This window comes from Paraburkholderia sp. MM5496-R1 (genome assembly GCF_050436205.1).
Lineage (GTDB): Bacteria > Pseudomonadota > Gammaproteobacteria > Burkholderiales > Burkholderiaceae > Paraburkholderia > Paraburkholderia tuberum.
In genome coordinates this window covers 880153-903880 of the sequence record NZ_JBNDLT010000002.1, presented here as the reverse complement: position 1 = coordinate 903880, position 23728 = coordinate 880153, and the positions used below count along the sequence as shown (strand labels likewise).

Here is a 23728-nt window from a genome sequence, read left to right as displayed (position 1 = left end):
AGACATTACTGCACCCCCGCGATAACGAAGGTGCGATGCGACTGCTTCAGATCCTCGTGCACGTCGTCGCGCTCGATCATCTGGACGGCCTTTTCGGCCTGCTCGAAACACTCGCGCGCCAGCAGCTCGAAGAAGCGGCCCGCGATGAGCGTGCGCAACGCGGAGCCACTTTCGAGGAAAGCGCCACACACAACCTCACCGTCGAGCATGTCGAACGATTGCATGGCCGCAATCACGTCGATCGGTTGCAGGTTCGCGATCTTCGCGTCGAACTTTTCCTGTGCGATCCGGTTCACGAGCTCGGCGCGCGCGAGCATGTCCTGTGTCTCGCGCGTCGAGTCTTCGAGTTCGACGTCGGTCAGGTAGTCACCGAGTCCGGTGACGCGCGCCAGCGGCGCAGGGGGTGGAAAGGGGAGCATCGTTTCCTCCATCGGTCGGGTGCGATGGAGGAATAATACGAACGCGTATTGATCGTGTCAATACGCGAATGAATTATTCGCGACGTAATCCCCCTTTGCGCAATTTCAATAGAAGCTGCAGCAGTACGTAGTCGAGGTCTGATTCGTCGGCATCCCACCGCCCGTTGAATTCGACCTCGCGATTGCCGAGACCATCGTCCCAAAGAAAGAAGCTGCCTGGGCATGGGCGGTCAGATTGAGACTGCTGCGGTTGGCTTGCGATAAAGGGCGGAACAGCGGACAAATCGGAGAGGGAATCAGGCTGCGAAGGCAACTGCTGAGTAACGCCGCCGCCGGACTGTCGACGTCGTTCCAGATACCGCGCGAACGAAATGACGTTCACAGCCGCGCACCCGCAACCGGGCCGAACGCTTCTTTCGTTGCGTCGAATAACGTCGGCTGTTTTCCGCTTTCTGCTCCAGTCGGCATGTCGGCAACCCGCAGCTTCGGCCTTAGCGCTTTGCGCTCAAGCTAAATTTCTCTTCAGATGAACTGCCAGCACGGTACCGGTTTCCGCGGTCGCACATAAGGCCAGGAAACCTGGACGCGTCCAGGTTTCCTGGCCATCCCGCAAAGCCAAGCTTGGCGGGCTTCTCCGGGTTTGCGTGTTGAAATCAGTTCACAAATTGACGATTCTTTTGTAACTAGGCATGAAAATTGGAGGGGGAAAATGTCCGGGCTAGCTATCGTTGACAAGCTGGGCAATGTGCGATTGCATCATCTGCGTGTACTTATCGCTGTCGCAGATGCCGGTAGCATTCGGGGCGGGGCTCACAGGCTTGATGTCTCCAAGTCGACGGTCGCCGCGAACCTTCATCAACTGGAGGCGTATCTTGATGCACATCTGGTACACGGGACGTCGAGCGGCATAGCGCTAAGTGACCGGGGCCGGACGTTGCTGCGGTATGCACGGCATATCGTTGCGGAGGCGTCCCGTGCGGAGCGGGCATTCAATGCGACGGAAGGCGAATCACGGAGAACGCTTTCGGTTGCCGTGGTGCCGTGGGTAACCGTGACCTTTCTTCCAGAGGTAGTGGGGCGCTTTCGGAAAACAATGCCAGACGTCCGGCTCGAGTTCTTCGAAGGGCTGCCGGCGATCATATATCCGGGATTGCGTGACGGCAGCATCGAACTGGCAATCGGCAGAGAGGTTCCCAGCGAAGAGAATATGGACCTCGACTTCAGGCCCCTTGTATCTTCGGGTTTGGCGATCGTGGTTAGGCGGGGGCATCCGCGCGCCGAGAGTCGTTCACTCGCGGAACTGCTTGATCTCGCCTGGCTTGTGGCATCGGATATGGAGTCTGAAGGCCTTGTACTCTTCAGGATGTTTGCTCGTAACAGTCTGCCCATGCCCTCCACGATCCATCTAGGACATTCGCTCACCTTTTCACTCGCACTGTTGTCCAAGACTGACATGGTTGGCGCTTTCCCTTGGCCACTGATAGAGGCCCCGCGCAGTTCGGGACGACCTTCGCGCGGTCCCGATACGCGAGGATCTAGATGACGTCATAACCGGCATCCTGTCGCGAACCGACGCTCCCATGAGTCCCGCGGCGAACTGCTTTATTGGAAGTCTGATCGACACGATTCGCGACAGCATGAGTTCGTCCGATCCCGATACAAAGCGGGTGATGCATACAGTCGAGTTGCTTATCTAGATAGGCGCGGTTGTAAACTTCCGTTACTGCCGCTATGCTGTTTAGGCCCGGCCCACGAGTGGGGCCGGGCTACTGCTAGCCGAAGAAGGGCAGGCGCAGGGTGAATGAGAACTTCACCACTGTGCCTTTCCGTTTCAGCTTTACCGTCAGCTTGAACATGGGATCTCCACGTTGTCGCTGGCAGTACGCGTACCGCCATCGGTGCATTGATGGGGCTCTTGTGGCAGTTACGCTCAAGGCAAGGAAATCGTCCGCGTTGCAGCGCCTTCGACTTCGGAGCAATGAGCTTGGCTGCCGCCCGCAGGGATGCGCAACCCTGCGGCGAAGTACCGGAGCCAGCCTGACGCTGCAACGTCAGGCTGGAATCCGTTTCCTTCGAATTCAATTGCCTTCAGTACCCGTATCGGCTGTACCCATTGCCGCGATATCCATAATCTTCGTCGCGCGGCTTGTGGCCTTCCTGTCCTGTGTACGGGTTGTAGTTTCCGCGCGTTGAGTAGTTGTCGTTGCGCGTGTAATTTGGCTCGGTACGGTTATATCCCTGCACGTATGTGCCGTCGCGGCGGGTGTAGCCGTTGACGTACGTGTCGGCGTGGGCGGCGCTGGTCGCAGCGATGGCGAGCAGAGTTGCGATGGTGAGTTTTTTCAAATCTATTGATCGCATTATTGAGATCTCCATTTTTGAGATGGCAAAAAAAAAGCGCCCAAATGGGCGCTTCGGTTGAAAATAGCGTGTCTATTCATGTGTTCCTGACTTTCGACGTGGTCGACGAGAGAACGAGGCCTCAGCAGCCGTTTCGTCATCGTTAAGCGAGATCTTGCGAGAATGGCGTGCCGGCTCGTCAGCCTTCGCTTCTTGTGCCGGCATCAGTATTTCGATCGCGCGCACGACCCGCGTTATTTCATCTTCTGTTCGACCCGCAAACAGTGACGTCAGGCGCCTGACATACTTGCCGACCATCGCGGCCTGTTCAGCTTCTGGGCTAACTCTGGCCACTGACGTCGATCCCGAAATGTCGCCGTCCATAAGCGAACGCACGTCAACGTCCAAGGCGTCAGCCAGTTTCTTGAGCGTTGAGAACTCCGGCACCGATACGTTTTTTAGCGTTCGATTGATGGTCGGCTGCGGCACGCCGGATAGACGCGACAATGCGCCTTGCGAGCGTATGCCTCGCCGTTTCATTGCCTGGTCGAGAAGATCACCTATGTTCATTTGAAAAATATACATCGGCGTATAGGTGGTCATCAAAGGTCGATACGCGAATGATTGACTGTCAATACAAGCGCGTATATATTTCGTGGCATGAATACAGCCACCGAACTCCTCTCGCAGATACGCGCGGCGACGAAGATGTCGCAGAAGGCGCTGGCAACGCGCCTGCGCGTCTCCCAGCCGACCGTCAATCGCATCCTCAAGGGGCAACCTGACTGTAAAGGGGCCACTCTGACTGCGATCGTGGCGTTGCACGCTGAGATCGCGACGCAGGGCAGGCCCGGCTCGCCGCCAGTCTCGACCGCCGCTTCGGAGGTCGCGTGATATGCCGAACGGCCAGACCTACCACATAGGCGACGAGGAACACGCCGACGACGCTGCGCTGTTCGCGCGCTCGGGCACGTCGCACCCGCTCGGCAAGCTGACCTTTCTCGCAAAAACCGTTATCCCCGAATCCGTCGGCGACGTGCTCGCTGAACGCGCACGCGCCGCGGGGATGGGTGTCACCGAGCTGCACCGCGAGATTCTGTGCCGGTGGGCATGCGGTGACGAGATCGACAGGTTAATCGAGCGCCGGCGCCGTGTCGCGTCGATGAATGGGTCCAATTCAGGACCTGAAAGGGCCGGGCAAACATGAGGCGCGACACCTTCACGATTGCGCTCGACCTCGGCGCCGAACTGATCGTCGACAACTTCGCCGGCGGCGGCGGCGCGAGCACCGGCATCGAGCGCGCGTTCGGCCGCCCGGTCGACATCGCGATCAACCACGACGGGGAAGCGCTCGCGATGCACGCGGCGAATCATCCGCAGACTGCGCACTACACCGAAGACGTGTTTGCCGTGCATCCCGGCTTCATCACGCGACAGCAGCCGATCGGGCTTGCGTGGTTCAGCCCCGACTGTAAGCACCACTCGAAAGCGAAGGGTGGCAAGCCGCGCGAGCAGAAGATTCGCGGCCTCGCATGGGTCACGCTGAAGTGGGCCGTGCTCCAGTCGCCGCGCTGCATCGGGCTCGAGAACGTCGAAGAATTTCAGGATTGGGGCCCACTGGACGACGAGGGGCGTCCGATCAAAGCGGAGAAGGGGCGCACATTCCGCGCATTCGTGTCCGCGCTCTCGACCGGCATCGCCGAAGGGCACCCCGACGAGCAGGAGATTTTTGAAACCCTCGGCGCGGACTTCCCGCTCGCCCGCCTGCGTGCCGGACTCGGCTATCGCGTCGAGTGGCGCGTGCTGCGCGCGTGCGACTTCGGCGCGCCGACGATCCGCAAGCGTTTGTATCTGTTTGCGCGTCGCGACGGTCTGCCGATCGTCTGGCCGACGGCGACGCATGGCGACCCGAAAAGCGACGCGGTACGCGCGGGCAAGCTGGCGCCGTGGCGCACGGCTGCTGAGTGCATCGACTGGAGCATTCCGTGTCCGTCGATCTTCGAACGCAAGCGGCCACTGAAAGACGCGACGCTACGGCGGATCGCGCGCGGCATCATGAAATTCGTCGTGAACAGCCCGGCGCCGTTCATTGTCTCGACCGCGCATAGCACGACGACGGGCAGAGGGCCGAACGTTTGGGGTATCGACGAGCCGTTGCGCACCGTTACCAGTTCGAACGACAAGTACGTCGTCGCGCCGACGCTCACGCACGTGACGCACCAAGGCGGCGATCGCGCGGCGCACGTCGACATGCCGCTCGCGACCGTGACCGGTGCGCACCGCGGCGAGCAGGCGCTCGTGGCGGCGACGCTGATCCAGATGGGCTATGGCGAACGTCCGCCGCGCTGGCGCTGCGATGACTGTGGGTACGTCCACGACGTTGAGCCTGTATGCGGCTGTACAGCGTGCGGTTCGGAGAATGACCTGGTCTGTATCGAAGGTCAGCAGCCACGCGTGCCGGGCCTCGACAAGCCGCTCGGCACGGTCGTCGCGGGCGGCGGCAAGCACGCGCTCGTCGCGGCGTTCCTCGCGAAGCATTTCACCGGCGTGACGGGCACGCGCATCGACGTTCCCGCCGGCACGGTGACGACGAGCGATCACCACTCGCTCGTGACTGCGCAGCTCGTCGGTTGCGGCGGCCGTGCAGGCCAGTCGCGCCCGCGTGACGTGAGCGAGCCTGCAGCGACCATCACCGCGAAAGCCGACACGACGCTCGCCGTATCGCACCTGGTGAAGCTGCGCAACAACCAGTTCGGTCAGGACGTACGGGAGCCCGCGCCGACCATTACCGCAGGCGGCGGCCACATCGGCGAAGTCCGCGCTTTCCTGATCGCGTATTACGGCAATGAGAAGGACGGCGTGGATCTGCGAGACCCGATGCGCACGGTGCCGACGCACGACCGCTTCGGGCTCGTGACGGTCAACGGCGAAGACTACGTGATCGCCGATATTGGCATGCGGATGTTGACACCGCGAGAGTTGGCACGGGCTCAGGGCTTTCCCGATTCGTACGTGCTCGATCCGGTGACGAACGGCAAACCACTATCGAAATCGGCACAGGTCCGCATGATCGGCAACAGCGTTTGTCCGGACGTCGCCGCAGCGCTGATCGAGGCGAACTTTGAGCACGAACGCGCATTGCAACAGGCTTCTGCATGACCGAGAGTCCACGCCCCACACCCTATCCACCCGACACCCGCGCGAAAGGCTGGCGATTTGAACTCGACTACGAGCGAATCCGTCAGTCCGACACTTGGGCGCTTGCCACGTCTGAGGTTCGACCGTGGCTGCTGATGCTATGGATGACCGCGTGGGAGCAAACCCCGTGCGGCAGCTTGCCGGCGGACGACGAGCTGATCGCAGCGCGTATCGGGATGCCACTAGATCAGTTCGAGTCGATCAAGAAGCGCCTGATGCGTGGATGGTGGCTCGCTGATGACGGCCGCCTTTATCACAGCACGCTAACGGAGCGCGTGCTCGAGATGATTGCCCATCGCGACGGCGAGCGGCTGCGCAAGGCTGCGCAACGTGCGGCGAAGGAAAGCGCACAGGAGGCGTCTGGCGAACCTGCTCGCGGCAAACGTACGCCCGCGAAGAAGTCCCCTGATAAGCCTCCGCCGTCTCATGGGAATGGCGATGGAGTCCCAAATGTGTCCCATGGGACAGACGCGGGACTCCATCGGGAATCCGACACCGGAACCGGAACCGGTAGTAAACCTAAGGGTACTTACGACGACGGTAGAGACTTGATACGTGGTGGGGCTGTGGATAACTCGAATGGCGTCGCACCTTCACCGCCGCATTCGTCGTCGTCGTTGAGCGCGAAAGAGATCGCCGAATTGCTGAAGCTGTGGGAGTGCGAGCGCGGCAAGAACCCGCGATTCGCCCCGGACGCACAGCAGATCGTCGTTTGGGCCATGCGCGGCATCACTGCCGAGCAGCTGCGCATCGCGTACGCAGCAGCCGTCGCGCAACGTGACCACGACCGCGACGTGACAGCGGTGAACGCTGGTTTCCTCGACCCGTTTGTCGCGAAAGCCCTCGCGCCCCCGAAGCCTCTCCCGCTGCGGACCATGACCGATGCGCAACTCTGCGACGAGGCGAAGCGGCTGACGATCAGCATTCACGGACTGGACCGCGCGGCGAGCATCGCGAAGCTCGAGCAGGTGCGTACACAGCAACGGGGAGGGCATGCGGCATGAAAACCCAAGGTGAGAAATTCTGGATCGTGTGGTGTCCGACTGGCGCGAAGCCACCGAGCTATCGGCACCCGTCGTTCGGCGCGGCCGCAATGGAAGCGGAACGTCTCGCGATGGCCAATCCGGGCCGCGAGTTTTTCGTGCTCGGCGCTGAAATGTCGTACAGCGCGATCGCGATGCAGCGCGTCGAGTACTTCGACGGGATTCCGTTCTGACCATGACGGCCGATCCGAAAGCATGGGCACGCAAGCTCGTCGACGAGTACGAGGCAGGGCGACCACTGAAGCCGACGAACGTCTACCGCGTCGCCTACGCCGCATTGGGACTGACGTTTCCCGAAGGTGCACACCCGACCCATGCGGCGAATGTTCAGAAATGTTCAGGTGCGTCGCAATCGGTGACGGTGGCGGCGCGTCCTGTGCCTGTGCCGAAGCGTGCGCCGGTCGAGGATCCGTGGTGGGACAACGAGCGGCCGCCGGCAGATAGCAATTGATAACGATTTTTAACGATTGGAGGTTTGACGGTGGGAACGAGCGATCAGAGGGATATCGAGGGGCAAAAAAAAGCCTCGCACTTGGCGAGGCTCAACTCCGCGGGGAAGCGGCGTACAACGGCGCCATCGTATGCAGCACGCACCGTGGCAGGTATCAGATGACTCCGAAAATGAAGTCACGAGTGGCTGAGGAAATCGCTAGTGCCTCGCGCACGCTGCACAAGCGCGGCCCTGCGCCGCTCGACGCGGCACTCTCGACGATAGTCGCCGGGCCGCGCGCGAGGGTACCGACGGCGCCGAGCGCGATCGAGGAAGAGTTCGCGCTGCACGTGCGCGCCGACAAGCTCCCGGCGCCGGCGCGCGAGTATCAGTTCGACCAGCAGCGCAAGTGGCGTTTCGACTTCTGCTGGCCTGAGCGCCGCGTCGCGATCGAAGTGGAGGGCGGGATTCATTCCGGCGGCCGACACACACGCGGCGCCGGGTTCGAGCAGGACGCGCGGAAGTATCTGGCCGCGACGCTCGCCGGCTGGTGCGTGGTGCGCGTGACGGGAAAGATGGTGCGGGACGGTTCGGCGATCGCCGCGGCGCGCGAGCTGCTGGCGCGGCAAGGGTGAGGATTTACGGGAGTGCTAAACATGGAACCAGTTTTTAAAAGCACAGAGGCGGCGTTGCGCTACGCCTACGCGTTCAGCACCGAGCAATACGGCCGGTCGGCGATGGCCGTAATGTACGCCCGGCCGGGCAACGGGTTAGGCCTTGGCGGGCTCGATGGCGCGGGGCAGGCCGGCATGGTGCGCGCGGAGATCGACAAGCTCACGCCCACGCAGCGCGCCGTGCTCGTCGTGCGCTATGCGCCGCGCGAACTCCCGTGCTCGTGCCGGCGGCCGTGTTGCAGCGGGCACTACCAGAATGGCGAGTGGAAAGCGGCAATCGAAGATCTGGTGCAGCACACGGCGCCACTGTTCGCGGGCCACGTGAGCAATGTGCGGCTACGCGCTGCGCTGATCCGCGCGGCCATTCTGCGAGAGCGGCCGAACCACACTGCACTCGGCAAGGAATTCGGGGTAGACCGGAATACGGTCGCCAAGCACGCAGGCATCATCGAACTCGCAGTAGTCGGCACGCGGCGCGAGATAGGCGAATTCGACCGCGCGTATGCGCGGATCGACGGGCTGCTCGATGAAGCCGGATTGGTCGGCGAAATGCACGCCGCTTGACTGTTCGGCATTTCGTGCTGAAAATAGGCGTTATTGCAGCGCCATAGCTGCGCCCGATGGCCGCTAAGTGCGGCCTTTTTACTTTCCGACGCCTCAATGCCATGACGCGAACCGCTCCTTGGTCGGACTTTTCCGGCCAGCCGATACACGAAGGCGATGAGATCCAGCATCCAAGCGGCGAACGTGGGCGAGTAGTGTTTCTGGACGCGGAGGCAGAGCCGCGCGACCAGTGGCGCGTCGACTACGGAGACGGTTTGCTGTCTCGGCTTGGTCTGCAAATTGGCGACAAGGGCCGCGCCGAAGTCGTGAAGTAAGCTCTACCCGTAAGCCCGCCAAGTGCGGGCTTTTTTGCGATATGTTTCTCGCTTAGACTGGCATTTCGATAACTGTCAGGGAGGCGAAGTGGATATCAAAACCCGCAACGAGTTACAGGGACTAGCTGCTGAAGCACTGTTCGTCTTTGATATCTTGGAGACGGAATTCAAAGCGAGACCGCGCCCGAGGCTCGACGAGAACTGCGAGCTGATCGCAGCAAAGTTGACCGCCGGCATCATGGCCGGTCGCGGCGCGGAAAAGTCGGGAGCGCGAGATGCAAATTGACGCGCTCCGCACTCAATTCGTCGGCAAGACAGTTTGGTTGAAGTCCGGCGGCACGCCGATGACAGTCGAACAGGTGATCGAGACTCCAGACGGTTTCAAGCTGGATTGCTGTTGGGTTGACCGGCCAGGCTCGAAGAAGATGGAACGCGCCCGGCTTAACCTCGAGTCGGTGGAACTAGCAAGCCGAGCGCCTATGCGCATTAAGTTCTTCTGACCTTCTGACCGCGTACGCGCGATCTACTCGACGCCCAGCCGGCTAACCCCGCTGGGCGTTTTCATTTCCCGTCCTTTGCCCGCGTCTGGCTTGCCAGCGCGGGCTTTTTCTTGGAGCAATCCGTGATCAAACCCACCGTTGGCCGCGTCGTCTGGTTCACCCCGTCGTCGATCACCGCTTCCGGCAACTTCGCGCCCGGCGCGCCGCTCGCCGCCATCGTGGCGCACGTGCACTCCGATCGTCTCGTCAATCTCGCAGTGTTCGACGCGAACGGCGTGACACATTCACGTACCAGCGTCCCGCTTCTACAGGACGATGAAGCGGTGCCGGTGAACGGCTACTACGCCGAGTGGATGCCGTTCCAGAAAGGGCAGGCGGCGAAGCAGGAATCGCAAGTACCCGCGCAATACACGTCCACCTTTCAAGGCGCGCTCGCCGCGCTGAAGGATGGCCGCCGAGTAGCGCGCGCTGGCTGGAATGGCAAAGGCATGTTCGCCTACATGGTGCCGGCAGCATCGTATCCCGTGCAGACCGGCGCGGCGAAAGCACACTTCGGCGAAGGCTCGCTCGTTCCATACAACGCCTATTTCGCGCTGAAGGGCGTCGACGAAACCGTCAGCACTTGGGTGCCGAGCGTGACCGATTGCCTCGCCGACGACTGGCAAATCGTCGACCTGCAAACGCTCTAGCTGCTGAGATCCGACGGCGGCAAATACTTCGATCGTATTGCGAACCCACGCAAAATCAGTTCTGCCTTGATGGCTTCCAATGTGTTGAAGCGTTTTCCATCGTACACAAAGGTCACAAAGCCTCGCATTCCGCAATCGAACTCTGCGGGTACAAGACGCATGTCCGCAAGCGGTGACCAGCCGTGAAGGTCGCACAACAATGAGAACTCTTCCTCATCTGGTAGTCGGCTCATCGCGGAGCGGGCAGCCTGCAATTCATCACCGTCTATCCATCCCTGTACCAACAGACGTTTCTCGAACAGTTCGAAGCGATCTTCGCGCTTGAGCAGTTCAACAAGTCTGGGGGATTCGGTTGTCATTTTCTGGCCCGTTGTGGTTCTGTCGGGCATTTTATACGGAGTCTGCGAATGGGCTGTCCATGCAAGAAGCGGCTTCCGCCGCCACCACCACCGCCGCCGCCGAGGCGTCAATGAAGATCAACCCCTGCGACCGCGACGATAGCCGCCTCGGGCGTGCGCTCGCGCTGCTCACCGAAGGCACAGACTGCCGTTGCTGCATCGGCGCGCGCATCGTCCTCGCGCTGCTGATTGGGCTCGCTGCCGGCGCAGTGCTCGCGCGCGTGCTGTAACGACATGGCAACAGCGAAGCAGCTCCGGTTCGTCGCCGAGTATCTGATCGACCGCAACGGCGGTGCCGCGTATCAGCGGGCCGGCTTCAAGGCGACTGGCAACGCGGCGGAATCGGCGGCGTGCCGCCTGCTGCGCGAGCCGGAGATCCAGAAGCTGATCGAGGACGGTGAGGGAAAGCTGCGCGAGCGCGTCGAGAGAGAGCAGGACGACGTCGCCAACATGCTGTGGACGATCGCGACGGCCGATGCGAACGAACTGATCCAGCACCGCCGGCTGTGCTGCCGGTATTGCTACGGCAAGGGCTTTCGATATCAGCGCACGGCCAACGAGCGTGAGCGTGACCACGCACAGTGGATCGTCGAGCACCAGGATGACGACGACGAGGCGCCGGCCGCCGTGTTCGACGAAATGGGCGGCGTGGGTTATCACAAGCTGAAGGAGCCGAACCGTGACTGTCCGGAATGCTTCGGCGAGGGCGTGCCAGACGTGTACGTACCGGACACGCGCCACCTATCGGACGCCGCGCGCACGCTATACGCGGGCGTCAAGGTGACGAAGGACGGCATCGAAGTGAAGATGCACGCGCGCGACGCGGCGCTCGTGAAGTTCGGCGAGCACCTGGGCATGTTCAGGCAGGTGCACGACCACAAGCACAGCGGCGCAGTCGGCGTCGCCGAGATCGGGGATTCGATCGCACCCGATCAAAAGGAGCGCGTTGCCAAGGAGATGCTGCGCGCCGCTGGGTATGTCATCGACGATTGAGCAGCCGGTCGACCAGACGGCCGCGATGGTCGCGAGCGGCCGCGATAGTCTGGTCGTCTACTCGCTGCTGGTCGATCCGCGGTACCGCGCGAATCGCTTTCACCGCTATCTGGCCCGCGAGCTCGAGAAAGCCGTCGCGGCCGGGCACTGTCGAATCATGATCTTTGCGCCGCCACAGCACGGCAAGAGCGAGATTGTCTCGCGCAAGCTGCCGGCGTGGATCATGGGTAAGCATCCGGACTGGCCGATCATCGGGGCGAGCTACGGCGATGATCTGGTCGAGTTGAACGGCGGCTCGGTGCGTGGCGCGGTGTCATCGCCGATGCACCGTGCGATCTTTCCGGGAAGCGTGCTTGACCCGAGCACGACGGCAAAGGCCAATTTCAGCACGACCGAGGGCGGGAAGTATCTCGGCGTGACGATCCGTGGCGGCGGTACCGGCTTCCCGGCGAAGGTGTTCATCATCGATGACCCCTTCAAGTCGCGCGCCGAGGCCGACTCGGACACGTTCCGCGAGCACGTAAAAAACTGGTACCGCTCTGTTGTGTACACGCGGCTCGCCGAGGACTCGATCCTGATCGTGATGCACACGCGCTGGCACGACGACGATCTCGCTGGCTGGCTGTTGCGCGAGCACCAGCACGAGGACTGGCACGTCATCAGTCTGCCGGCGATCGCCGAAGAGGACGACGAGCTAGGCCGAAAACCGGGTGAGGCGTTGGTACCCGAGCGGTTCTCTTCTGGTGCGCTCGACAAGAAGCGGCTCGCAGTCGGTTCGCGTGAGTGGTTGGCACTTTTTCAAGGGAAGCCACCGAAGAAGGGCGGCGGCACGTTCCTGAAGGACTGGCTGCGCTACTACAACGCCAAGGACGTGATGCAGGCGGCGTGGATGATGAACCGCTATCTGGTGATAGATCCAGCCCGCACTCAGAAGAAGAACAGCGACTACACGGCGATGCACATCATCGGCCTGCATATGGATTCGAACTATTACCTGCTCGACACCATATACGACAAGCTCACGCTGAAGCAGCGCGCCGAGGGCGTCATCGAACTCCATCGCAAATGGAAACCCGCCGAGACCGGCTACAAAAAGACCGGGCACGAGCAGGACATCGAATATCTGCTCGAGGCGCAGGGCCGCGAGAACTACCGGTTCAAGGTAATCGCGCTGTCGGAAGTCGGCGAAAAGAACCCGCGCATCGAGCGCCTGGCGCCGGACTTCGAAGCCGAGCGCTGGTGGTTTCCAGAAACCATGTGGAAAACGGGCTATGACGGCCATCCGCGCGACCTGATCGCGCAATTTGTGAACGACGAATATCTGCCGTTCCCCGCGGGGCGGCACGACGACTTTTTCGATGGTCTGTCCGGTATCAAGGACATGCCGACCAAATGGCCTAGCGTGGGACCGAACCGCACGCGGACGAAACAACAGGTGATGATCGTATGAGCGAATCGCTTATCGGGATGAAGGCGTCGCCCATCGAGCAGCCGCCGCCGGGCGCGCGCTTTCAGAAGGCGAAGGAGCAGCAAGCCGAAAGGCCAATCAGCGAACTCGCGGCGCACGTGCGCGAATGCTGGCGAACGAACCACGCGCATCGCGAGAGCAGCGGCATCGAGAGAACGATGTTGCGATGCACCCGGCAGCGCAACGGCGAGTATGACGCCGACGATCTTCCGAAGCTGGGCGGCATTGATGTGTTCATCAACATCACAGGCTTGAAGTGTCGCGCGGCCGAAGCGTGGATCAAGGACGTGCTAGTCAACGCAGCAGATATGCCGTGGACGATCGAGCCGACCCCGATCCCGGATCTGCCCGACTACATGCTCAATCAGGTTTCGGACCTCGTGATTCGCGAGGTCATTGCGCGTGGCTATCCGAACCCCGTGCTCGACGAAGCGCGGGCGAAGGAACTGAAAGCCACCGCGCTACGCGAGATGCAGCGCCTCGCCGCGGAAGCGTGTTCGCGCATGACGGACAAGATCAACGACCAGATGACCGAGGCTGGCTGGCGTGCCGTATTCGAGCAGTGGCAGTCGGACATCGTGACGTATCCGGGCGGCGTCCTGAAGGGGCCAGTGGTTCGGTATCGCCGCACATTGCAATGGAACGGCAACGCGCTGGTGACGAACAACGAGCCGATGCAGGTGCCAGAACGCGTGTCGCCGCTCGACCTGTATCCGTCGCCAGAAGCGACCAATCCGCAGGACGCAAACAATCTTATCGAGCGCATGCGGATGACGAAGGCCAAGCTATTCGAGTGCATCGGCCTGCCCAATTTCAACGAGGACGCGATACGCATGGTGATCGCGGAATATGAAACCGGCTTTCGGGACTGGCTGTCGAGTGACGGCGCGCGAGCGCACGACGAGAAGAAGCAGGGCACGCTCTGGCACACGAGCGAAACCATCGACGTGCTGGACTTCTGGGGACGCGTGCAAGGCAGCTTGTTGCAGGAATGGGGCATCAAGGTCGACGACCCGGAAGCGCAATACGAGTGCAACGTATGGCTGGTGGGCGACTACGCCATCCGCGCGCTGCTGAATCCCCATCCGCTCGGACGTCGACCGTACCACGTGACGAGCTTCAACAAGCTCCCTGGGCAATTCTGGGGCGAAGGCGTGCCGCAGTTCATCCGCGATATCCAGCGTTCGGCGAACTCCGCGGTGCGCGCATTGCTGAAGAATATGGGCCACGCTGCTGGGCCGATGGTCGAGATCGACATTGATCGGCTTGACGAGTCAGAGGACAAGCCCGAGGAAATCGGGCCGTGGAAGGTGTACTACACGAAGCCCGGCAATGCAGGGAGCGGCGCCGCGGTGCGCTACGTCATAGCACCGTCGATCGCTGCGGAGCTGATGAATATTTTCGATCGGTTCTCGAAGCTGGCCGACGACTTCAGCGGCATTCCCGCTTACACGTATGGCAACAGCCAGGTCGGCGGCGCCGGGCAGACGATGGGCGGTCTGTCGCTCCTGTATGGCGGTGCGCTGAAGGGTATCAAGAACGTCATCATGAACATGGACCGTGACGGCATCGAGCCGATCATCAGCCAGTACTGGACGTTCAACATGCTGTTCGATCCGGACCCGACGATCAAGGCCGATTCCAAGGTCGTCGCGAAGGGCGCCGAAGGCATCCTGCAGCGAGAGCAATCGCAGGCGCGCAGCATCGAAACCCTCCAGGCGGTCACGCCGTATGTCGAAGGTGGACTGGTGCCGAAGCAGGCCGCGCAGGACATGCTCAAGCAATGGCTCGGCGAGCAGGGTTACGACGTGACGCTGTGGTTCCCCGACAACCAGGTCGATCAGGAGATCGCGACTGCATTCGGCGGCGGTGGTGCACCCGGTGGATCCCAGCCGTCGATGCAACCCGGCACGCCACCGCCGGCACTCGATGGCCGGCAGGCCGCCGCCGCGCAGGCAATGCAAGGTGGTCAACTCCCGAGCCCGTGACAGGGCTCTTTTGTTATGAGGGCTTCATGAAACTCGACGGATACGACGTGGACCCGGGCGATCCGGTCTACGACCTCTTTTTCGGTGACGGCCGCGTGACCAGTATCACGGCCGACGGTCGCGCCGTCGTGGCGTTCGGGCCGCGCGTCTTTACCTACGACGAGCGCGGCGTCGGTCAGCACGGCCGCCGCTCGCTCTACTGGCACAACCCGATTTTGCTGGTGCCGATGAAAAGCGAGGACTCGTGGTCGTTGCAGCGGCGCCTGAACACGGCGATCGCTGGTGAGCTCCGGCCGGGACAGGTGATCTGACATGGCACTCCATACGAGGGTAGGACGCAGTCAGGCGCGAGCCGGCGGCGACGCCGACCGCGCGGGCCTGATCTTTGGCGCCGAGAGCTCGAGCAACCTGTCGCACGTCGTGCAGGTCGAGAACGATCCGATTGTGGTGCGAGCGTACAACCTCACCGACGGCGATGAGGTGCTGGTCGAGATGGTCGACGGCGATGGAGCCGGCCGTATGTTCGCGCCGTTCTGTCCGTTCGACGGGCAATCTGCGCTGACCGCGCGGCGCAACGTGCTGCCGATCGGGATTCCCGGCCGCTACCGGTTTGTGCTGCAGCGGACGGACGGCGATCCGCCGGCCCTCGGCCTGGTCGTCGTACGCGCGCATCCGGTCGCAATGTCGCATGAATGGCTGTCTGCCTACATGCAGTGCAGCAAGGGGTAAGCGATGGCGCTCAACTCTGGAGGTTCGACCCGTACACGCCGCACGGCGTTTCTGAGCGCGACGGTACTGTTCGGGCCGGACTCGCTCGATCCGGTCTCGGCAACTATTCAGGTGGACGACGAGCCGGTCATTGTTCGCGCGCATGCGCTCGGCCTTGGCGAAAGCGTTCGCGTCGAGCTGGTCGACGGACCGGGTGAAGGAAAGTATTTCACCCCGTACATGATGAGCGGCCGGCAGGTCGTCATGACCCGGAAGTGCAACCAGATTGCGATCGCGATCCCGGGCCGCTATCGCTTCATTCTTGACGGGGCACTCGGTGGCGCATACGTGAGCTACTTCGCCGCGTCGATGACCCACGAATTTTTACTTGGAGCAATGAACATGACTGGCTGCTGCGGAGAGAGCCCGGCTACGCTACCGCCGAGCGGGCCGGCCGGTGGAGACCTCGAAGGAGACTATCCGAACCCCAGGCTGAACGCTTTGGCCGCCATCGGCAGGATCATGAGCGACCCGATTGCCAAGGTTCTGCTCACACAACTGCTGGCCTCGATGATCCCGGATTCCCTTCCGCCATCGGGCGAGGCGGGCGGGGACCTGACCGGGAACTATCCGAACCCGCGGATCGATGTCTTGCGGGTCGCGTCCGCGATCGCCAACAACGAGCAGGCGCAGCAGATTCTCGCGAGCGCGCTTTGCTCGGCTCTTGCGTGCTGCATTCAGGCGGCGATCGAGGACATCGAGGTATCGCCCGACAAGATCGCGAGCGTGTTCCTACGCTGCGACGGGTCGCGCCATGTACCAGGCAATGCGATTCCGACGTGCGGGGAAATGGACGACCGCATCAACCAGGTCATCGGCAGCATTCCGATGGACAAGTTCCTGACGCTGGTCAATTTCAACCCCGACACGTTCGAGATGACTTTTGAAATCGAAGGCGGGGAGACGTTCGTCGTCAGTCTGGCCGAGCTGATCCCGATCAATGCGGGTCTGGCCTTCACCGGCGATGGCTCAGTCGCGGCTCCGCTGCAATTGCGGATTGATCCGAATGGTGGCGTCATCCTGACGGCCGAGGGCGTGGCGATCCATTCGCAAGCCGCCACCGGAAATCTGCTTACGGTGGACGCACAGGGTGCAAGGGTTGTCCTCGAATCTCTGTTTGGTGAAGACCCGAGCAAATCGACCGGTACGGAAATCCCCACCACTGCGTATGGAGGTCGCGACGCGTTCCTCGGTGAGCCGGCCGGTTGGGCCGATATCGGTGGCGGCAGAAAAGTCCCGTTCTACGCGTAACTGAACAGGAGAGGTATTCAATGGCAACGAAACCCCCTGTCGTCCATGACGGCGACTACCACAAGCCCCTCGCGGCAGGCGATACGCTGGCCTATGCTCCGCAACTCGATGCGTACACGGGGGACGTGAACATCATTCCGTATACGCAGGCTGACCTCGGCACGACCAGGGGCTTTCTTCTCGACATCCCCCGTGGACCAGCTGCTCACGCTCATATTTTTATCGGCCAGTTGCTTCTCGTCGCCAATGAAAAAGTTCCCGTCAACTGGAATCGGACGATCTATTTCACCGTAAGCGGGCGAATCGGCGTGCTTAACCCCTTCGGCATCGTCGGGATGCCGTTGACCCTGTCCGGCAGCAACGCAGAAGCGGTCGAGCCATTTACGCTGCCTGTCTATGCGAAGTTCGCCGCCGGCAACAGCGACGCCAGAGTATCGATCGGCTATGAGGTTCTCGGATACAACCAGGTCGCCGATGGAGCGTCGTTACGGTATCAGCTCCTTGGCAACCACATTTTCTAGCCGCGTACACCTTACGGAGTAGATCAGACATGGCAGACATCATTCCCGTCGGGCTTTACGAGGGCCGGCACGACGTCTATAAACCGGGGGACACAATACCCCCTTCCTACGCAGGGATTCCCGCGATTGCCACGCCGGGCAGCAGAATGGCGGACGTTCTCGCGGGCGGAAACCGCTCCGTTGGCATCGGCCACGCGGCTCACGCGGCTGGCGATTCGTCTGTCTCTGCCGGCGTGAATTCCGCCGCCGAGTCTGATGGCTCGGTCGCGATCGGTGACGGTGCGCAGGCCCCGGATGCACCTTGGGCCGGTGGTGTTGCGGTGGGCGCCAACGCGGTATCGGCCCTGGGGGGCGTCGCAATCGGTAATGGTTCTGTGGCGGGTCGCGGTGTTGCGATCATGGGCACGCACACCGACCATGCGACCAGCGGGCTCCTGTCCGTCGCGATGATGGGAACAACGACCGGAGCCTATGCTGTTGCGATAGGCGGAAATGCAGACGGCGCCGGAACTGCAATCGGAGGGGGCTCCAGCTCCGGGGCTATCGCGCTTGCTGTGGGAAGAAACGCGGTTGCTGCGAACTGGGCTGTAGCCGTTGGCCCGTATTGCAATAGCAGGGTGGCTCACTCCACGGCAATAGGTTTTAACTCGGTATGTGGTGCTGACGCCGAAGAAGCCGTCGCGATTGGAGCGTACTCGGCGGTTTCGCGCGCTGACACCATCTCGTTTGGACGCACGCAGGCGGATCATTCATTGCTCGGGGTAGCCGTCCTTCCCGTGGTGAAGAACCGACAGCTTGCCTGCGTCGCTGCGGGCGCGTATATGCACGACGCAATCAACGGCGAGCAGTTCAACCAGCTCGCCACAGCAATCAACCAGCTCGGTGCGGGTGTGAGCGGCTTTACTCCAATTCCGTTGCTGCCTTTCGAGCCGCTCGAGACTTAAACCATTTCTCTCCGGAAAACATCATGAAAGCTACCGCATCGGCGCCGACGCCGAAAGTCGTACAGAAGTCCGTCAAGAACACGATTCCGCGTGCGCCGGCGAAGCCCGTGCGAAGCGCGACCGATTCGAGCGGCGTACGCATGCCGACGAAGTCTTGTAACTGCGGTGGCTCGGGTTCTCGATGAGGGCGCCGAACGCCCAGCAGCTCAACGCAATCGAGCTGCTACAGAAGCGCGGCGAAGCCTGGGAAGTCTTTGTGGCCTGGCTTTCTGATAGTCAGTTGCGCGCGCAGGACCAATGCGTGCGCGCGGACGACGATGTGAGCGTTCGTCGATTGCAGGGCGAGGCCCGATGCCTCGGCGAACTGGTTTCCACGTTGAAACCGAAGCAGTAGCAGACGCGGATCGATTCCACACCAATGCACCGACCGGCAGCAATGCCCGTCGGTTTTTTTTCGCCCGCGATTTGGCTTGGCCCTCGCGGGTTTTTTGTTTGTGACTTCCGCCACATGGCGGCTCACGGAGATTGAACGATGGGACTCCCCCGACACCTGAAGGGCAAATTCAACGCAACCGACGGCGCACCGATCGCAGCGGACACCACGGCTGGCCAGGCGGCCACTTCCGGCACTCCGACGAATGATGCAGCTAACGCTGAAGCGTTGAATGGCAACGCCACGTCGACCGAGCAAACGGGCGATCCGTCTGTAATCGAGACGGGCACTGCGGTCGAGACAACGCACGCCACCTCGACGGACGACGGCGATGGTACTGCGACCGCGGCGACCACGACCACCGCCGAAGCCAATGCAGATGCCGGCGCCGATGCCAACTATCGACGCATGGAGGGCCGCTATAAGGCCGATATCCAGCGCCTGAAAGATCAGCTTGCCGAAGCCAAGGAAGCCGCACGCGGCACCGCACACCTCACCGATCTCCTGATGGAGACACGCCAGGAACTTGCGGAGCTGAAGCGGACAGGAGCGGCAGCCAGTAGCACGACGGCGAGCGACGCCGCGGCGAACGCTGCTGAGGCAGAGCCCGACCTTCCCGCGCTGAGTGACGACGAACAGGCCACGTATGGCGACTTTATGCCGGTCGCCGAAAAGCTGATCGCTCGCGCCACCGCGCCGCTTTTGAAGAAGATCGCGACGCTCGAGAGTCAGGCCGGCACCGTGACGGAACGCATCGGACAGACCGAGGAAGGGCAGTTCGTGCGAGACGTCAGCAGGCACGTCGGCGATATGGAGGCGATCACCACGGCGCCCGACTGGCAGGAGTTCCTGAAGAAGCCCATCCCACACACGCGAATGAACGTGGCCGAGGCGTTGAGAACGGCGCACAAGGCGCGCGACTTGGAGACGATCGTCGGCATTTTCGACGACTTCAAAAAGTCGGGCCCGGCGCCCGCTGCTGATGCGCAGGCGACACAGCAAGCCCCGCAGCAGACGGCGACGCCAGCAAGCGCGCAGGCGCAGGCCACGCAGCAGCCCACCGGCCTTGCTCAATTCGCGACACCAGACCGAACTGCAGCGAATCCGTCCGGCGTGAAAGCGCCAAAGTTTCGCGCATCCGACTACCGCGCAAAGGTCGATGCCATGCGCACCGGCCGGATCTCGAAAGAGGACTTCATGCAGTTCGAAACAGCGTTCAACGAGGCCCAGAGAGCGGGCCTTGTTTCACAGACATGAGGTAGGAAATGAAATCTTCGGCAGGTTACTCGCAGTACAGCGACGCGCTTATCACGCCGCACTTTGGCGATCGCCTGATCGCTCGCGGGTATTGCTCGTTTGTCGCCGGCGACATCACCGATACGGACTATGCCGGCGACCTGAACAAATCGGGCGACCAGATCACGTACTTTGTCGAGCCGGAAGTGGCGATCGAGGAGTACCAGAAGAACGGCACCCTCAACCCGCAGGAGCTCGAAAGCGAATCGATCACGATGGTGGTCGACCGGGCGAAGTACTACAACGTCAAGCTCGACCGGATCGACGAAAAGCAGATTGCTTTCATCGACAAGTGGGTCGAGTCGTTCCTGAAGCGCGCCGACTACAACATGAAGCGCCTGCTGGACCCGGAAGTCCTGATGCGCATGGCGTTCGAAACCGCGCCGACGAACAAGGGCATGAATGCCGGCAAGGAATCGCAGAGCCAGGACCTCGGCGAAATCGGCAATCCGATACCGATCACGGCGGCCAACATTATCGAGGTGCTGACGCGTCTCGACGTCGTGCTGCGCGAGGCCTGCCGCTGGGAGGACGGGCAGATGTTCGTCATCCTGCCCAACGTGGCGCGCAACGCGTTGATGTCCTCGGACCTGAAGGCCGCGTACCTGACCGGCATGGCGCAAAGCCCGATCCTGAACGGCAAATTTCCGCTGGTCATCATGGGCTTTAACGTCTACTTCACCGATCAGGTTCCCACGGTGCCCGACCTCGCTGTCGGCAAGACGGCGTACTGGATCGTCGCAGGCCACAAGAAGGCGACAGGTTTCGCGCAGCAGCTCGAAGACCACGAAATCATCACGATGGAAAAGTCGTTCGGGAAGTACTACCGCGGCCTGTGGGTCTACGGTCACAAACCGTTCCTGAAGGACGCGCTCGCCGCGCTGTACTGCACGTTCTCGTGATCGCCTCGCCGGCGGCGCGCCCGCGTGCGCCGGTCGACCCCGCATCTCTTTAGGAGCCAAATCCATGTATCACGCACTCCAACACGGCGGTGCCCCGAGCCGCAACCCCAACAACGAGATGTATCCGTCGGTGATGCTGCGCCCTGGCGATCATCTCTCGCAGGCCGCCCACCGCGCGCCGGCAATGTTCTCGAATACGCGACTGTTCGACTTCAGTCAGAAGGACACGCGGCGACAGGCAGGCCTGCAGCAGTACTTGCGTCGCCTCGCCGATGACGGCGTCACGCTTTCGCAGGGTGACATCATCGGCGCGTGCGCGATCGGTTCGGGTTCGCTGCTGGTCGGCTATGCCTGGGGCGTTGAGAACCCAGAGCAGGGTGTGACGTTCGCGATCAAGACGCACTTCGGTGGCCTCGCACTGGAAACGGTCAGTGCGGCAACCGCCGATTCGAATGCAGCGTTTCTGGATACGCCTGTCTGGGTCAAGGACGTCGAGCTGCTGGATATCGAACTGACCTCGTTTCCGGCGAGCCTGCCGACCGATCTGCGCTTTTGGGTATCGCCGATCGTCATCACGCCACAGATCGGCAACTGATCCGCACGTAATTGGGATCACAACCAGGGCCGCGCCGGGACACCGCCGCGGCCTTCTTCTTTTCAGGGCTCCCCATGAAACAGTTTGCATATCAGGACGCGCACGGCGTGGTGTATCCGGCGCATCCGGCGCTCGCCTTCCAGCCTGGTCTTATCCCCGGCCAGTACGACAGCGAGACGCGGACGTTCACGCCGCAAGGCAATCCCAAAGAACAGGTCGGCGTTATCGTGACTGACGCCGGCGCAGGCGGCCGCGACACGCTGCAGTCCGGTCTGCGCGACGACAGAGGCGCAGGCACGGCGCCTATAAAGTCCGGCGTATCGTTCACACTGCCGGCCGATCAGGAGCCCGACAACAGCGCGGAATATCAGGCGCGCATCGTTGAGCTGGAGCAGGAGCTATCCGACGAGCGCGAGCGCAGCGCGGCCCTCGAGGCACAGGTGCTCACGCTGCAATCGCATCTTGACGCGCTCACCAGTGCGGGTGGCGCGATGGACGGCGGCGCTTCGGGTGAGCAGGGCGAGGGCACCGCGGACGGCGAACCGGGCACGACTGACACACCAGACGCCGACGGTGCGACGCAGTCGAACGCGCCCGAGAGCGACCCGCCGCCGGCGCCGACCAAGCGCGCGCGTAAGGTCTCGTAATGTCCGGCACCGTTGGCGATCTGATCCTCGAGGTCGCGCAGCTCCTGAGCGACGCCGAGGCGGGGTTCAAGATGCAGCAGTGGACGAAGCCCGAACTGATCGAATACGCGAACGACGCGGCGCTCCAGTTCGTGATGCTGCGTCCCGATCTCGCCTCGACGTCGCGCAAAGTCAAACTCGGACCGGGCGCGCGCCAGCAACTGCCCGACGGCGCGACGCACTTCTATCGCGTCGACGGCACGCTCGACAGCTTCGGCCGCGTCATCGGTCAACCGACACAGACGGACGCCGCCGCCGCGCGTATTGCTGCCAACTGGTTCGCGCCGCTCGCGTGCGGCCCGCGCGCGGGCGCATATGTGGTGCGTTCGTTTTCGATCGACCCGGTCGAGCAGACAGCCTTCTACGTCGATCCGCCGGTGCCGGCCGGGGAGAACGTCGTGGTCATGGTGAATTTCACCGCCGTGCCCGCGCACGCCGGCGCGACGGATCCGCTTCCCATGCCTGAGCGTTTCCACAACGCCGCGATCGAGTGGATGCTCTACCGCGCCTATTCGAAAGAGCAGGACAGCCAGAGCAGCACCGCGAACGCGACAGCCCACCAGAACAGCTTCTACAGCCTCATCGGTCTGTCACAAAAGGTCGATGACAAGTACGACAAGGAAGTGAGGGCATCGAATGGATAACTTCATCGAGCGCACACCGCTGGATGCGTTCCTGCCTTTCGTGATGGCTGCCGCGCGAGGTCTGCCCGAGACGATGGCGATCGCGTACATCCGCCAGACGTGCATTGAATTCTGCCGACGCAGCAATGCGTTGCGCCGGCGGGTGACGCTAGACCAGCAGCGGCATGTCGTCGATTACCCGATCTGGCCCGACGACAGCGAGCAGATCGCGCGTGTAACGGAGGTGCGGGTCGGGACCAGCACGTACTGGGGAAAGCGCGACCACCTCGAATTCGCCCATTGGGGCGTCCGGTACACCATCCGCGATGGTCTGGTGCATCTGTCTGCATCGCCTCAGAAAGACGTGCCGGATGCGATCGATATCCGGTTTGTGGTCACGCCGACGCAATCGGCGTGTGAGGTCGATTCAGTCCTGTATGACGACTGGCAAAACGCGATCGAAGATGGCGCGCTCGCGCGCATCTACCAGTTGCCGGGCTACGAATTCACCGATCCCCGGCTCGCGACGTCGCGCGGTCTCAGCTTCGCCGAGCGCATTGCCCGTGCCCGTGTGCAGGCGCTCAAGAGCGATACGACGGCCACGACAGTAGCACTCGCCCCGCGCTTCGTCTGAGGTCCACATGCGACGTCCTTCAATCGTTCGACTCGATCGGACTGTGGCCAGAACTGC

General features: G+C 62.1%; 34 protein-coding genes. 29 read left to right on the top strand and 5 right to left on the bottom strand.

Annotated features, from left to right (window positions below; genetic code table 11):
• Window positions 1–5: 5 nt before the first annotated feature.
• Entirely contained in the window at window positions 6–419 is a 414-nt protein-coding gene (locus OKW38_RS11050; protein WP_429361450.1) for a hypothetical protein, read from the bottom strand.
• 73 nt (window positions 420–492) lie between these two features.
• A complete protein-coding gene (locus OKW38_RS11045) occupies window positions 493–801 on the bottom strand; it encodes a hypothetical protein (protein WP_429361448.1) in 309 nt (102 codons plus the stop codon).
• A gap of 327 nt (window positions 802–1128) precedes the next feature.
• Between OKW38_RS11045 and OKW38_RS11040 the strand changes: the two genes are divergently transcribed.
• Entirely contained in the window at window positions 1129–1962 is an 834-nt protein-coding gene (locus OKW38_RS11040) for a LysR family transcriptional regulator (protein ID WP_429361446.1), read from the top strand.
• A 545-nt stretch (window positions 1963–2507) separates the two neighbouring features.
• Here OKW38_RS11040 and OKW38_RS11035 read toward each other — a convergent pair.
• The gene (locus tag OKW38_RS11035; RefSeq protein ID WP_429361444.1) at window positions 2508–2765 is read right to left on the bottom strand and encodes a hypothetical protein; all 258 of its coding nucleotides are present in this window, start codon (window positions 2763–2765) and stop codon (window positions 2508–2510) included.
• 87 nt (window positions 2766–2852) lie between these two features.
• Complete coding sequence (locus OKW38_RS11030; RefSeq protein WP_429361442.1) at window positions 2853–3362, bottom strand: helix-turn-helix domain-containing protein; 510 nt, start codon at window positions 3360–3362, stop codon at window positions 2853–2855.
• Window positions 3363–3419: 57 nt separating this feature from the next.
• On the opposite strand from OKW38_RS11030, the gene OKW38_RS11025 reads away from it, so the two are divergent.
• The 12 genes from OKW38_RS11025 (at window position 3420) to OKW38_RS10970 (ending at window position 10171) form a co-directional block, all read left to right on the top strand.
• The gene (locus OKW38_RS11025; protein ID WP_429361441.1) at window positions 3420–3653 is read left to right on the top strand and encodes a helix-turn-helix domain-containing protein; all 234 of its coding nucleotides are present in this window, start codon (window positions 3420–3422) and stop codon (window positions 3651–3653) included.
• Window position 3654: 1 nt separating this feature from the next.
• Window positions 3655–3966, top strand: coding sequence for a hypothetical protein (locus tag OKW38_RS11020; protein ID WP_429361439.1), 312 nt, complete (start codon window positions 3655–3657; stop codon window positions 3964–3966).
• Window positions 3963–5918 carry a DNA cytosine methyltransferase gene (locus tag OKW38_RS11015; RefSeq protein ID WP_429361437.1) on the top strand — a complete coding sequence of 652 codons (1956 nt, stop codon included), beginning with the start codon at window positions 3963–3965 and terminating at the stop codon, window positions 5916–5918. Before OKW38_RS11020 ends, OKW38_RS11015 begins: the two co-directional genes overlap by 4 nt.
• The gene (locus OKW38_RS11010) at window positions 5915–6961 is read left to right on the top strand and encodes a hypothetical protein (RefSeq protein ID WP_429361436.1); all 1047 of its coding nucleotides are present in this window, start codon (window positions 5915–5917) and stop codon (window positions 6959–6961) included. The genes OKW38_RS11015 and OKW38_RS11010 overlap by 4 nt, the downstream gene beginning before the upstream one ends.
• Entirely contained in the window at window positions 6958–7173 is a 216-nt protein-coding gene (locus tag OKW38_RS11005) for a hypothetical protein (protein ID WP_429361435.1), read from the top strand. The genes OKW38_RS11010 and OKW38_RS11005 overlap by 4 nt, the downstream gene beginning before the upstream one ends.
• Window positions 7174–7175: 2 nt before the next feature.
• Window positions 7176–7451 (top strand): hypothetical protein, encoded by a 276-nt coding sequence (locus OKW38_RS11000; RefSeq protein ID WP_429361433.1) that lies wholly within the window; start codon window positions 7176–7178, stop codon window positions 7449–7451.
• Between the two features lie 170 nt (window positions 7452–7621).
• Window positions 7622–8065, top strand: coding sequence for a hypothetical protein (locus OKW38_RS10995; RefSeq protein ID WP_429361431.1), 444 nt, complete (start codon window positions 7622–7624; stop codon window positions 8063–8065).
• Window positions 8066–8086: 21 nt separating this feature from the next.
• Window positions 8087–8668, top strand: coding sequence for a hypothetical protein (locus tag OKW38_RS10990; RefSeq protein ID WP_429361430.1), 582 nt, complete (start codon window positions 8087–8089; stop codon window positions 8666–8668).
• Window positions 8669–8769: 101 nt separating this feature from the next.
• Entirely contained in the window at window positions 8770–8982 is a 213-nt protein-coding gene (locus OKW38_RS10985) for a hypothetical protein (RefSeq protein ID WP_429361429.1), read from the top strand.
• 88 nt (window positions 8983–9070) lie between these two features.
• Window positions 9071–9268, top strand: a complete 198-nt coding sequence (locus OKW38_RS10980; protein WP_429361428.1) for a hypothetical protein — start codon at window positions 9071–9073, stop codon at window positions 9266–9268.
• Window positions 9258–9482, top strand: a complete 225-nt coding sequence (locus OKW38_RS10975) for a DUF2158 domain-containing protein (protein WP_429361426.1) — start codon at window positions 9258–9260, stop codon at window positions 9480–9482. The genes OKW38_RS10980 and OKW38_RS10975 overlap by 11 nt, the downstream gene beginning before the upstream one ends.
• A gap of 122 nt (window positions 9483–9604) precedes the next feature.
• Window positions 9605–10171 (top strand): DUF2829 domain-containing protein, encoded by a 567-nt coding sequence (locus OKW38_RS10970; RefSeq protein WP_429361425.1) that lies wholly within the window; start codon window positions 9605–9607, stop codon window positions 10169–10171.
• Here the strand turns inward: OKW38_RS10970 and OKW38_RS10965 are convergent.
• A complete protein-coding gene (locus tag OKW38_RS10965) occupies window positions 10168–10530 on the bottom strand; it encodes a hypothetical protein (protein ID WP_429361424.1) in 363 nt (120 codons plus the stop codon). The two genes, OKW38_RS10970 and OKW38_RS10965, sit on opposite strands and share 4 nt — an antisense overlap.
• Before the next feature lie 59 nt (window positions 10531–10589).
• On the opposite strand from OKW38_RS10965, the gene OKW38_RS10960 reads away from it, so the two are divergent.
• The 16 genes from OKW38_RS10960 (at window position 10590) to OKW38_RS10885 (ending at window position 23671) form a co-directional block, all read left to right on the top strand.
• Window positions 10590–10799, top strand: coding sequence for a hypothetical protein (locus OKW38_RS10960; protein ID WP_429361422.1), 210 nt, complete (start codon window positions 10590–10592; stop codon window positions 10797–10799).
• A gap of 4 nt (window positions 10800–10803) precedes the next feature.
• Entirely contained in the window at window positions 10804–11562 is a 759-nt protein-coding gene (locus OKW38_RS10955) for a terminase small subunit (protein WP_429361420.1), read from the top strand.
• Window positions 11546–13012 (top strand): phage terminase large subunit, encoded by a 1467-nt coding sequence (gene terL / locus OKW38_RS10950; RefSeq protein WP_429361418.1) that lies wholly within the window; start codon window positions 11546–11548, stop codon window positions 13010–13012. The genes OKW38_RS10955 and terL overlap by 17 nt, the downstream gene beginning before the upstream one ends.
• A complete protein-coding gene (locus OKW38_RS10945) occupies window positions 13009–15018 on the top strand; it encodes a portal protein (protein WP_429361416.1) in 2010 nt (669 codons plus the stop codon). Before terL ends, OKW38_RS10945 begins: the two co-directional genes overlap by 4 nt.
• 26 nt (window positions 15019–15044) lie before the next feature.
• The gene (locus OKW38_RS10940) at window positions 15045–15329 is read left to right on the top strand and encodes a hypothetical protein (protein WP_184012395.1); all 285 of its coding nucleotides are present in this window, start codon (window positions 15045–15047) and stop codon (window positions 15327–15329) included.
• A 1-nt stretch (window position 15330) separates the two neighbouring features.
• A complete protein-coding gene (locus tag OKW38_RS10935) occupies window positions 15331–15747 on the top strand; it encodes a hypothetical protein (RefSeq protein ID WP_429361414.1) in 417 nt (138 codons plus the stop codon).
• A gap of 3 nt (window positions 15748–15750) precedes the next feature.
• The gene (locus tag OKW38_RS10930) at window positions 15751–17037 is read left to right on the top strand and encodes a hypothetical protein (RefSeq protein WP_429361413.1); all 1287 of its coding nucleotides are present in this window, start codon (window positions 15751–15753) and stop codon (window positions 17035–17037) included.
• 20 nt (window positions 17038–17057) lie between these two features.
• Window positions 17058–17558: a hypothetical protein gene (locus OKW38_RS10925; protein WP_429361411.1), complete on the top strand. Its 501-nt coding sequence runs from the start codon at window positions 17058–17060 to the stop codon at window positions 17556–17558.
• A 29-nt stretch (window positions 17559–17587) separates the two neighbouring features.
• Window positions 17588–18502 (top strand): hypothetical protein, encoded by a 915-nt coding sequence (locus OKW38_RS10920; protein ID WP_429361409.1) that lies wholly within the window; start codon window positions 17588–17590, stop codon window positions 18500–18502.
• A gap of 181 nt (window positions 18503–18683) precedes the next feature.
• Window positions 18684–18896 carry a hypothetical protein gene (locus OKW38_RS10915; protein ID WP_429361407.1) on the top strand — a complete coding sequence of 71 codons (213 nt, stop codon included), beginning with the start codon at window positions 18684–18686 and terminating at the stop codon, window positions 18894–18896.
• A 138-nt stretch (window positions 18897–19034) separates the two neighbouring features.
• Complete coding sequence (locus tag OKW38_RS10910) at window positions 19035–20192, top strand: hypothetical protein (protein WP_429361405.1); 1158 nt, start codon at window positions 19035–19037, stop codon at window positions 20190–20192.
• Between the two features lie 8 nt (window positions 20193–20200).
• The gene (locus OKW38_RS10905) at window positions 20201–21133 is read left to right on the top strand and encodes a hypothetical protein (RefSeq protein ID WP_429361403.1); all 933 of its coding nucleotides are present in this window, start codon (window positions 20201–20203) and stop codon (window positions 21131–21133) included.
• A gap of 64 nt (window positions 21134–21197) precedes the next feature.
• A complete protein-coding gene (locus OKW38_RS10900) occupies window positions 21198–21728 on the top strand; it encodes a hypothetical protein (RefSeq protein ID WP_429361401.1) in 531 nt (176 codons plus the stop codon).
• Window positions 21729–21802: 74 nt separating this feature from the next.
• The gene (locus OKW38_RS10895; protein ID WP_429361400.1) at window positions 21803–22375 is read left to right on the top strand and encodes a hypothetical protein; all 573 of its coding nucleotides are present in this window, start codon (window positions 21803–21805) and stop codon (window positions 22373–22375) included.
• A complete protein-coding gene (locus OKW38_RS10890; protein WP_429361398.1) occupies window positions 22375–23058 on the top strand; it encodes a DUF6682 family protein in 684 nt (227 codons plus the stop codon). Before OKW38_RS10895 ends, OKW38_RS10890 begins: the two co-directional genes overlap by 1 nt.
• Entirely contained in the window at window positions 23051–23671 is a 621-nt protein-coding gene (locus OKW38_RS10885) for a hypothetical protein (protein ID WP_429361396.1), read from the top strand. Before OKW38_RS10890 ends, OKW38_RS10885 begins: the two co-directional genes overlap by 8 nt.
• Window positions 23672–23728: the final 57 nt, after the last annotated feature.

Bases quoted from the DNA above. Each gene is read 5' to 3' on its own strand.
- OKW38_RS10930 (WP_429361413.1), top strand. From the start codon at position 15,751: ATGGCGCTCAACTCTGGAGGTTCGACCCGTACACGCCGCACGGCGTTT.
- OKW38_RS10995 (WP_429361431.1), top strand. From the start codon at position 7,622: ATGAAGTCACGAGTGGCTGAGGAAATCGCTAGTGCCTCGCGCACGCTG.
- OKW38_RS11010 (WP_429361436.1), top strand. From the start codon at position 5,915: ATGACCGAGAGTCCACGCCCCACACCCTATCCACCCGACACCCGCGCG.
- OKW38_RS10915 (WP_429361407.1), top strand. From the start codon at position 18,684: ATGAGGGCGCCGAACGCCCAGCAGCTCAACGCAATCGAGCTGCTACAG.
- OKW38_RS10900 (WP_429361401.1), top strand. From the start codon at position 21,198: ATGTATCACGCACTCCAACACGGCGGTGCCCCGAGCCGCAACCCCAAC.
- OKW38_RS10895 (WP_429361400.1), top strand. From the start codon at position 21,803: ATGAAACAGTTTGCATATCAGGACGCGCACGGCGTGGTGTATCCGGCG.
- OKW38_RS10885 (WP_429361396.1), top strand. From the start codon at position 23,051: ATGGATAACTTCATCGAGCGCACACCGCTGGATGCGTTCCTGCCTTTC.
- terL (WP_429361418.1), top strand. From the start codon at position 11,546: ATGTCATCGACGATTGAGCAGCCGGTCGACCAGACGGCCGCGATGGTC.
- OKW38_RS10905 (WP_429361403.1), top strand. From the start codon at position 20,201: ATGAAATCTTCGGCAGGTTACTCGCAGTACAGCGACGCGCTTATCACG.
- OKW38_RS11020 (WP_429361439.1), top strand. From the start codon at position 3,655: ATGCCGAACGGCCAGACCTACCACATAGGCGACGAGGAACACGCCGAC.
- OKW38_RS10935 (WP_429361414.1), top strand. From the start codon at position 15,331: ATGGCACTCCATACGAGGGTAGGACGCAGTCAGGCGCGAGCCGGCGGC.
- OKW38_RS11050 (WP_429361450.1), bottom strand. From the start codon at position 419: ATGCTCCCCTTTCCACCCCCTGCGCCGCTGGCGCGCGTCACCGGACTC.
- OKW38_RS10945 (WP_429361416.1), top strand. From the start codon at position 13,009: ATGAGCGAATCGCTTATCGGGATGAAGGCGTCGCCCATCGAGCAGCCG.
- OKW38_RS10960 (WP_429361422.1), top strand. From the start codon at position 10,590: ATGCAAGAAGCGGCTTCCGCCGCCACCACCACCGCCGCCGCCGAGGCG.
- OKW38_RS10940 (WP_184012395.1), top strand. From the start codon at position 15,045: ATGAAACTCGACGGATACGACGTGGACCCGGGCGATCCGGTCTACGAC.
- OKW38_RS11005 (WP_429361435.1), top strand. From the start codon at position 6,958: ATGAAAACCCAAGGTGAGAAATTCTGGATCGTGTGGTGTCCGACTGGC.
- OKW38_RS10910 (WP_429361405.1), top strand. From the start codon at position 19,035: ATGGGACTCCCCCGACACCTGAAGGGCAAATTCAACGCAACCGACGGC.
- OKW38_RS11030 (WP_429361442.1), bottom strand. From the start codon at position 3,362: ATGACCACCTATACGCCGATGTATATTTTTCAAATGAACATAGGTGAT.
- OKW38_RS10890 (WP_429361398.1), top strand. From the start codon at position 22,375: ATGTCCGGCACCGTTGGCGATCTGATCCTCGAGGTCGCGCAGCTCCTG.
- OKW38_RS11000 (WP_429361433.1), top strand. From the start codon at position 7,176: ATGACGGCCGATCCGAAAGCATGGGCACGCAAGCTCGTCGACGAGTAC.
- OKW38_RS10975 (WP_429361426.1), top strand. From the start codon at position 9,258: ATGCAAATTGACGCGCTCCGCACTCAATTCGTCGGCAAGACAGTTTGG.
- OKW38_RS10920 (WP_429361409.1), top strand. From the start codon at position 17,588: ATGGCAGACATCATTCCCGTCGGGCTTTACGAGGGCCGGCACGACGTC.
- OKW38_RS11025 (WP_429361441.1), top strand. From the start codon at position 3,420: ATGAATACAGCCACCGAACTCCTCTCGCAGATACGCGCGGCGACGAAG.
- OKW38_RS10925 (WP_429361411.1), top strand. From the start codon at position 17,058: ATGGCAACGAAACCCCCTGTCGTCCATGACGGCGACTACCACAAGCCC.
- OKW38_RS10990 (WP_429361430.1), top strand. From the start codon at position 8,087: ATGGAACCAGTTTTTAAAAGCACAGAGGCGGCGTTGCGCTACGCCTAC.
- OKW38_RS10955 (WP_429361420.1), top strand. From the start codon at position 10,804: ATGGCAACAGCGAAGCAGCTCCGGTTCGTCGCCGAGTATCTGATCGAC.
- OKW38_RS11040 (WP_429361446.1), top strand. From the start codon at position 1,129: ATGTCCGGGCTAGCTATCGTTGACAAGCTGGGCAATGTGCGATTGCAT.
- OKW38_RS10965 (WP_429361424.1), bottom strand. From the start codon at position 10,530: ATGACAACCGAATCCCCCAGACTTGTTGAACTGCTCAAGCGCGAAGAT.
- OKW38_RS10985 (WP_429361429.1), top strand. From the start codon at position 8,770: ATGACGCGAACCGCTCCTTGGTCGGACTTTTCCGGCCAGCCGATACAC.
- OKW38_RS11015 (WP_429361437.1), top strand. From the start codon at position 3,963: ATGAGGCGCGACACCTTCACGATTGCGCTCGACCTCGGCGCCGAACTG.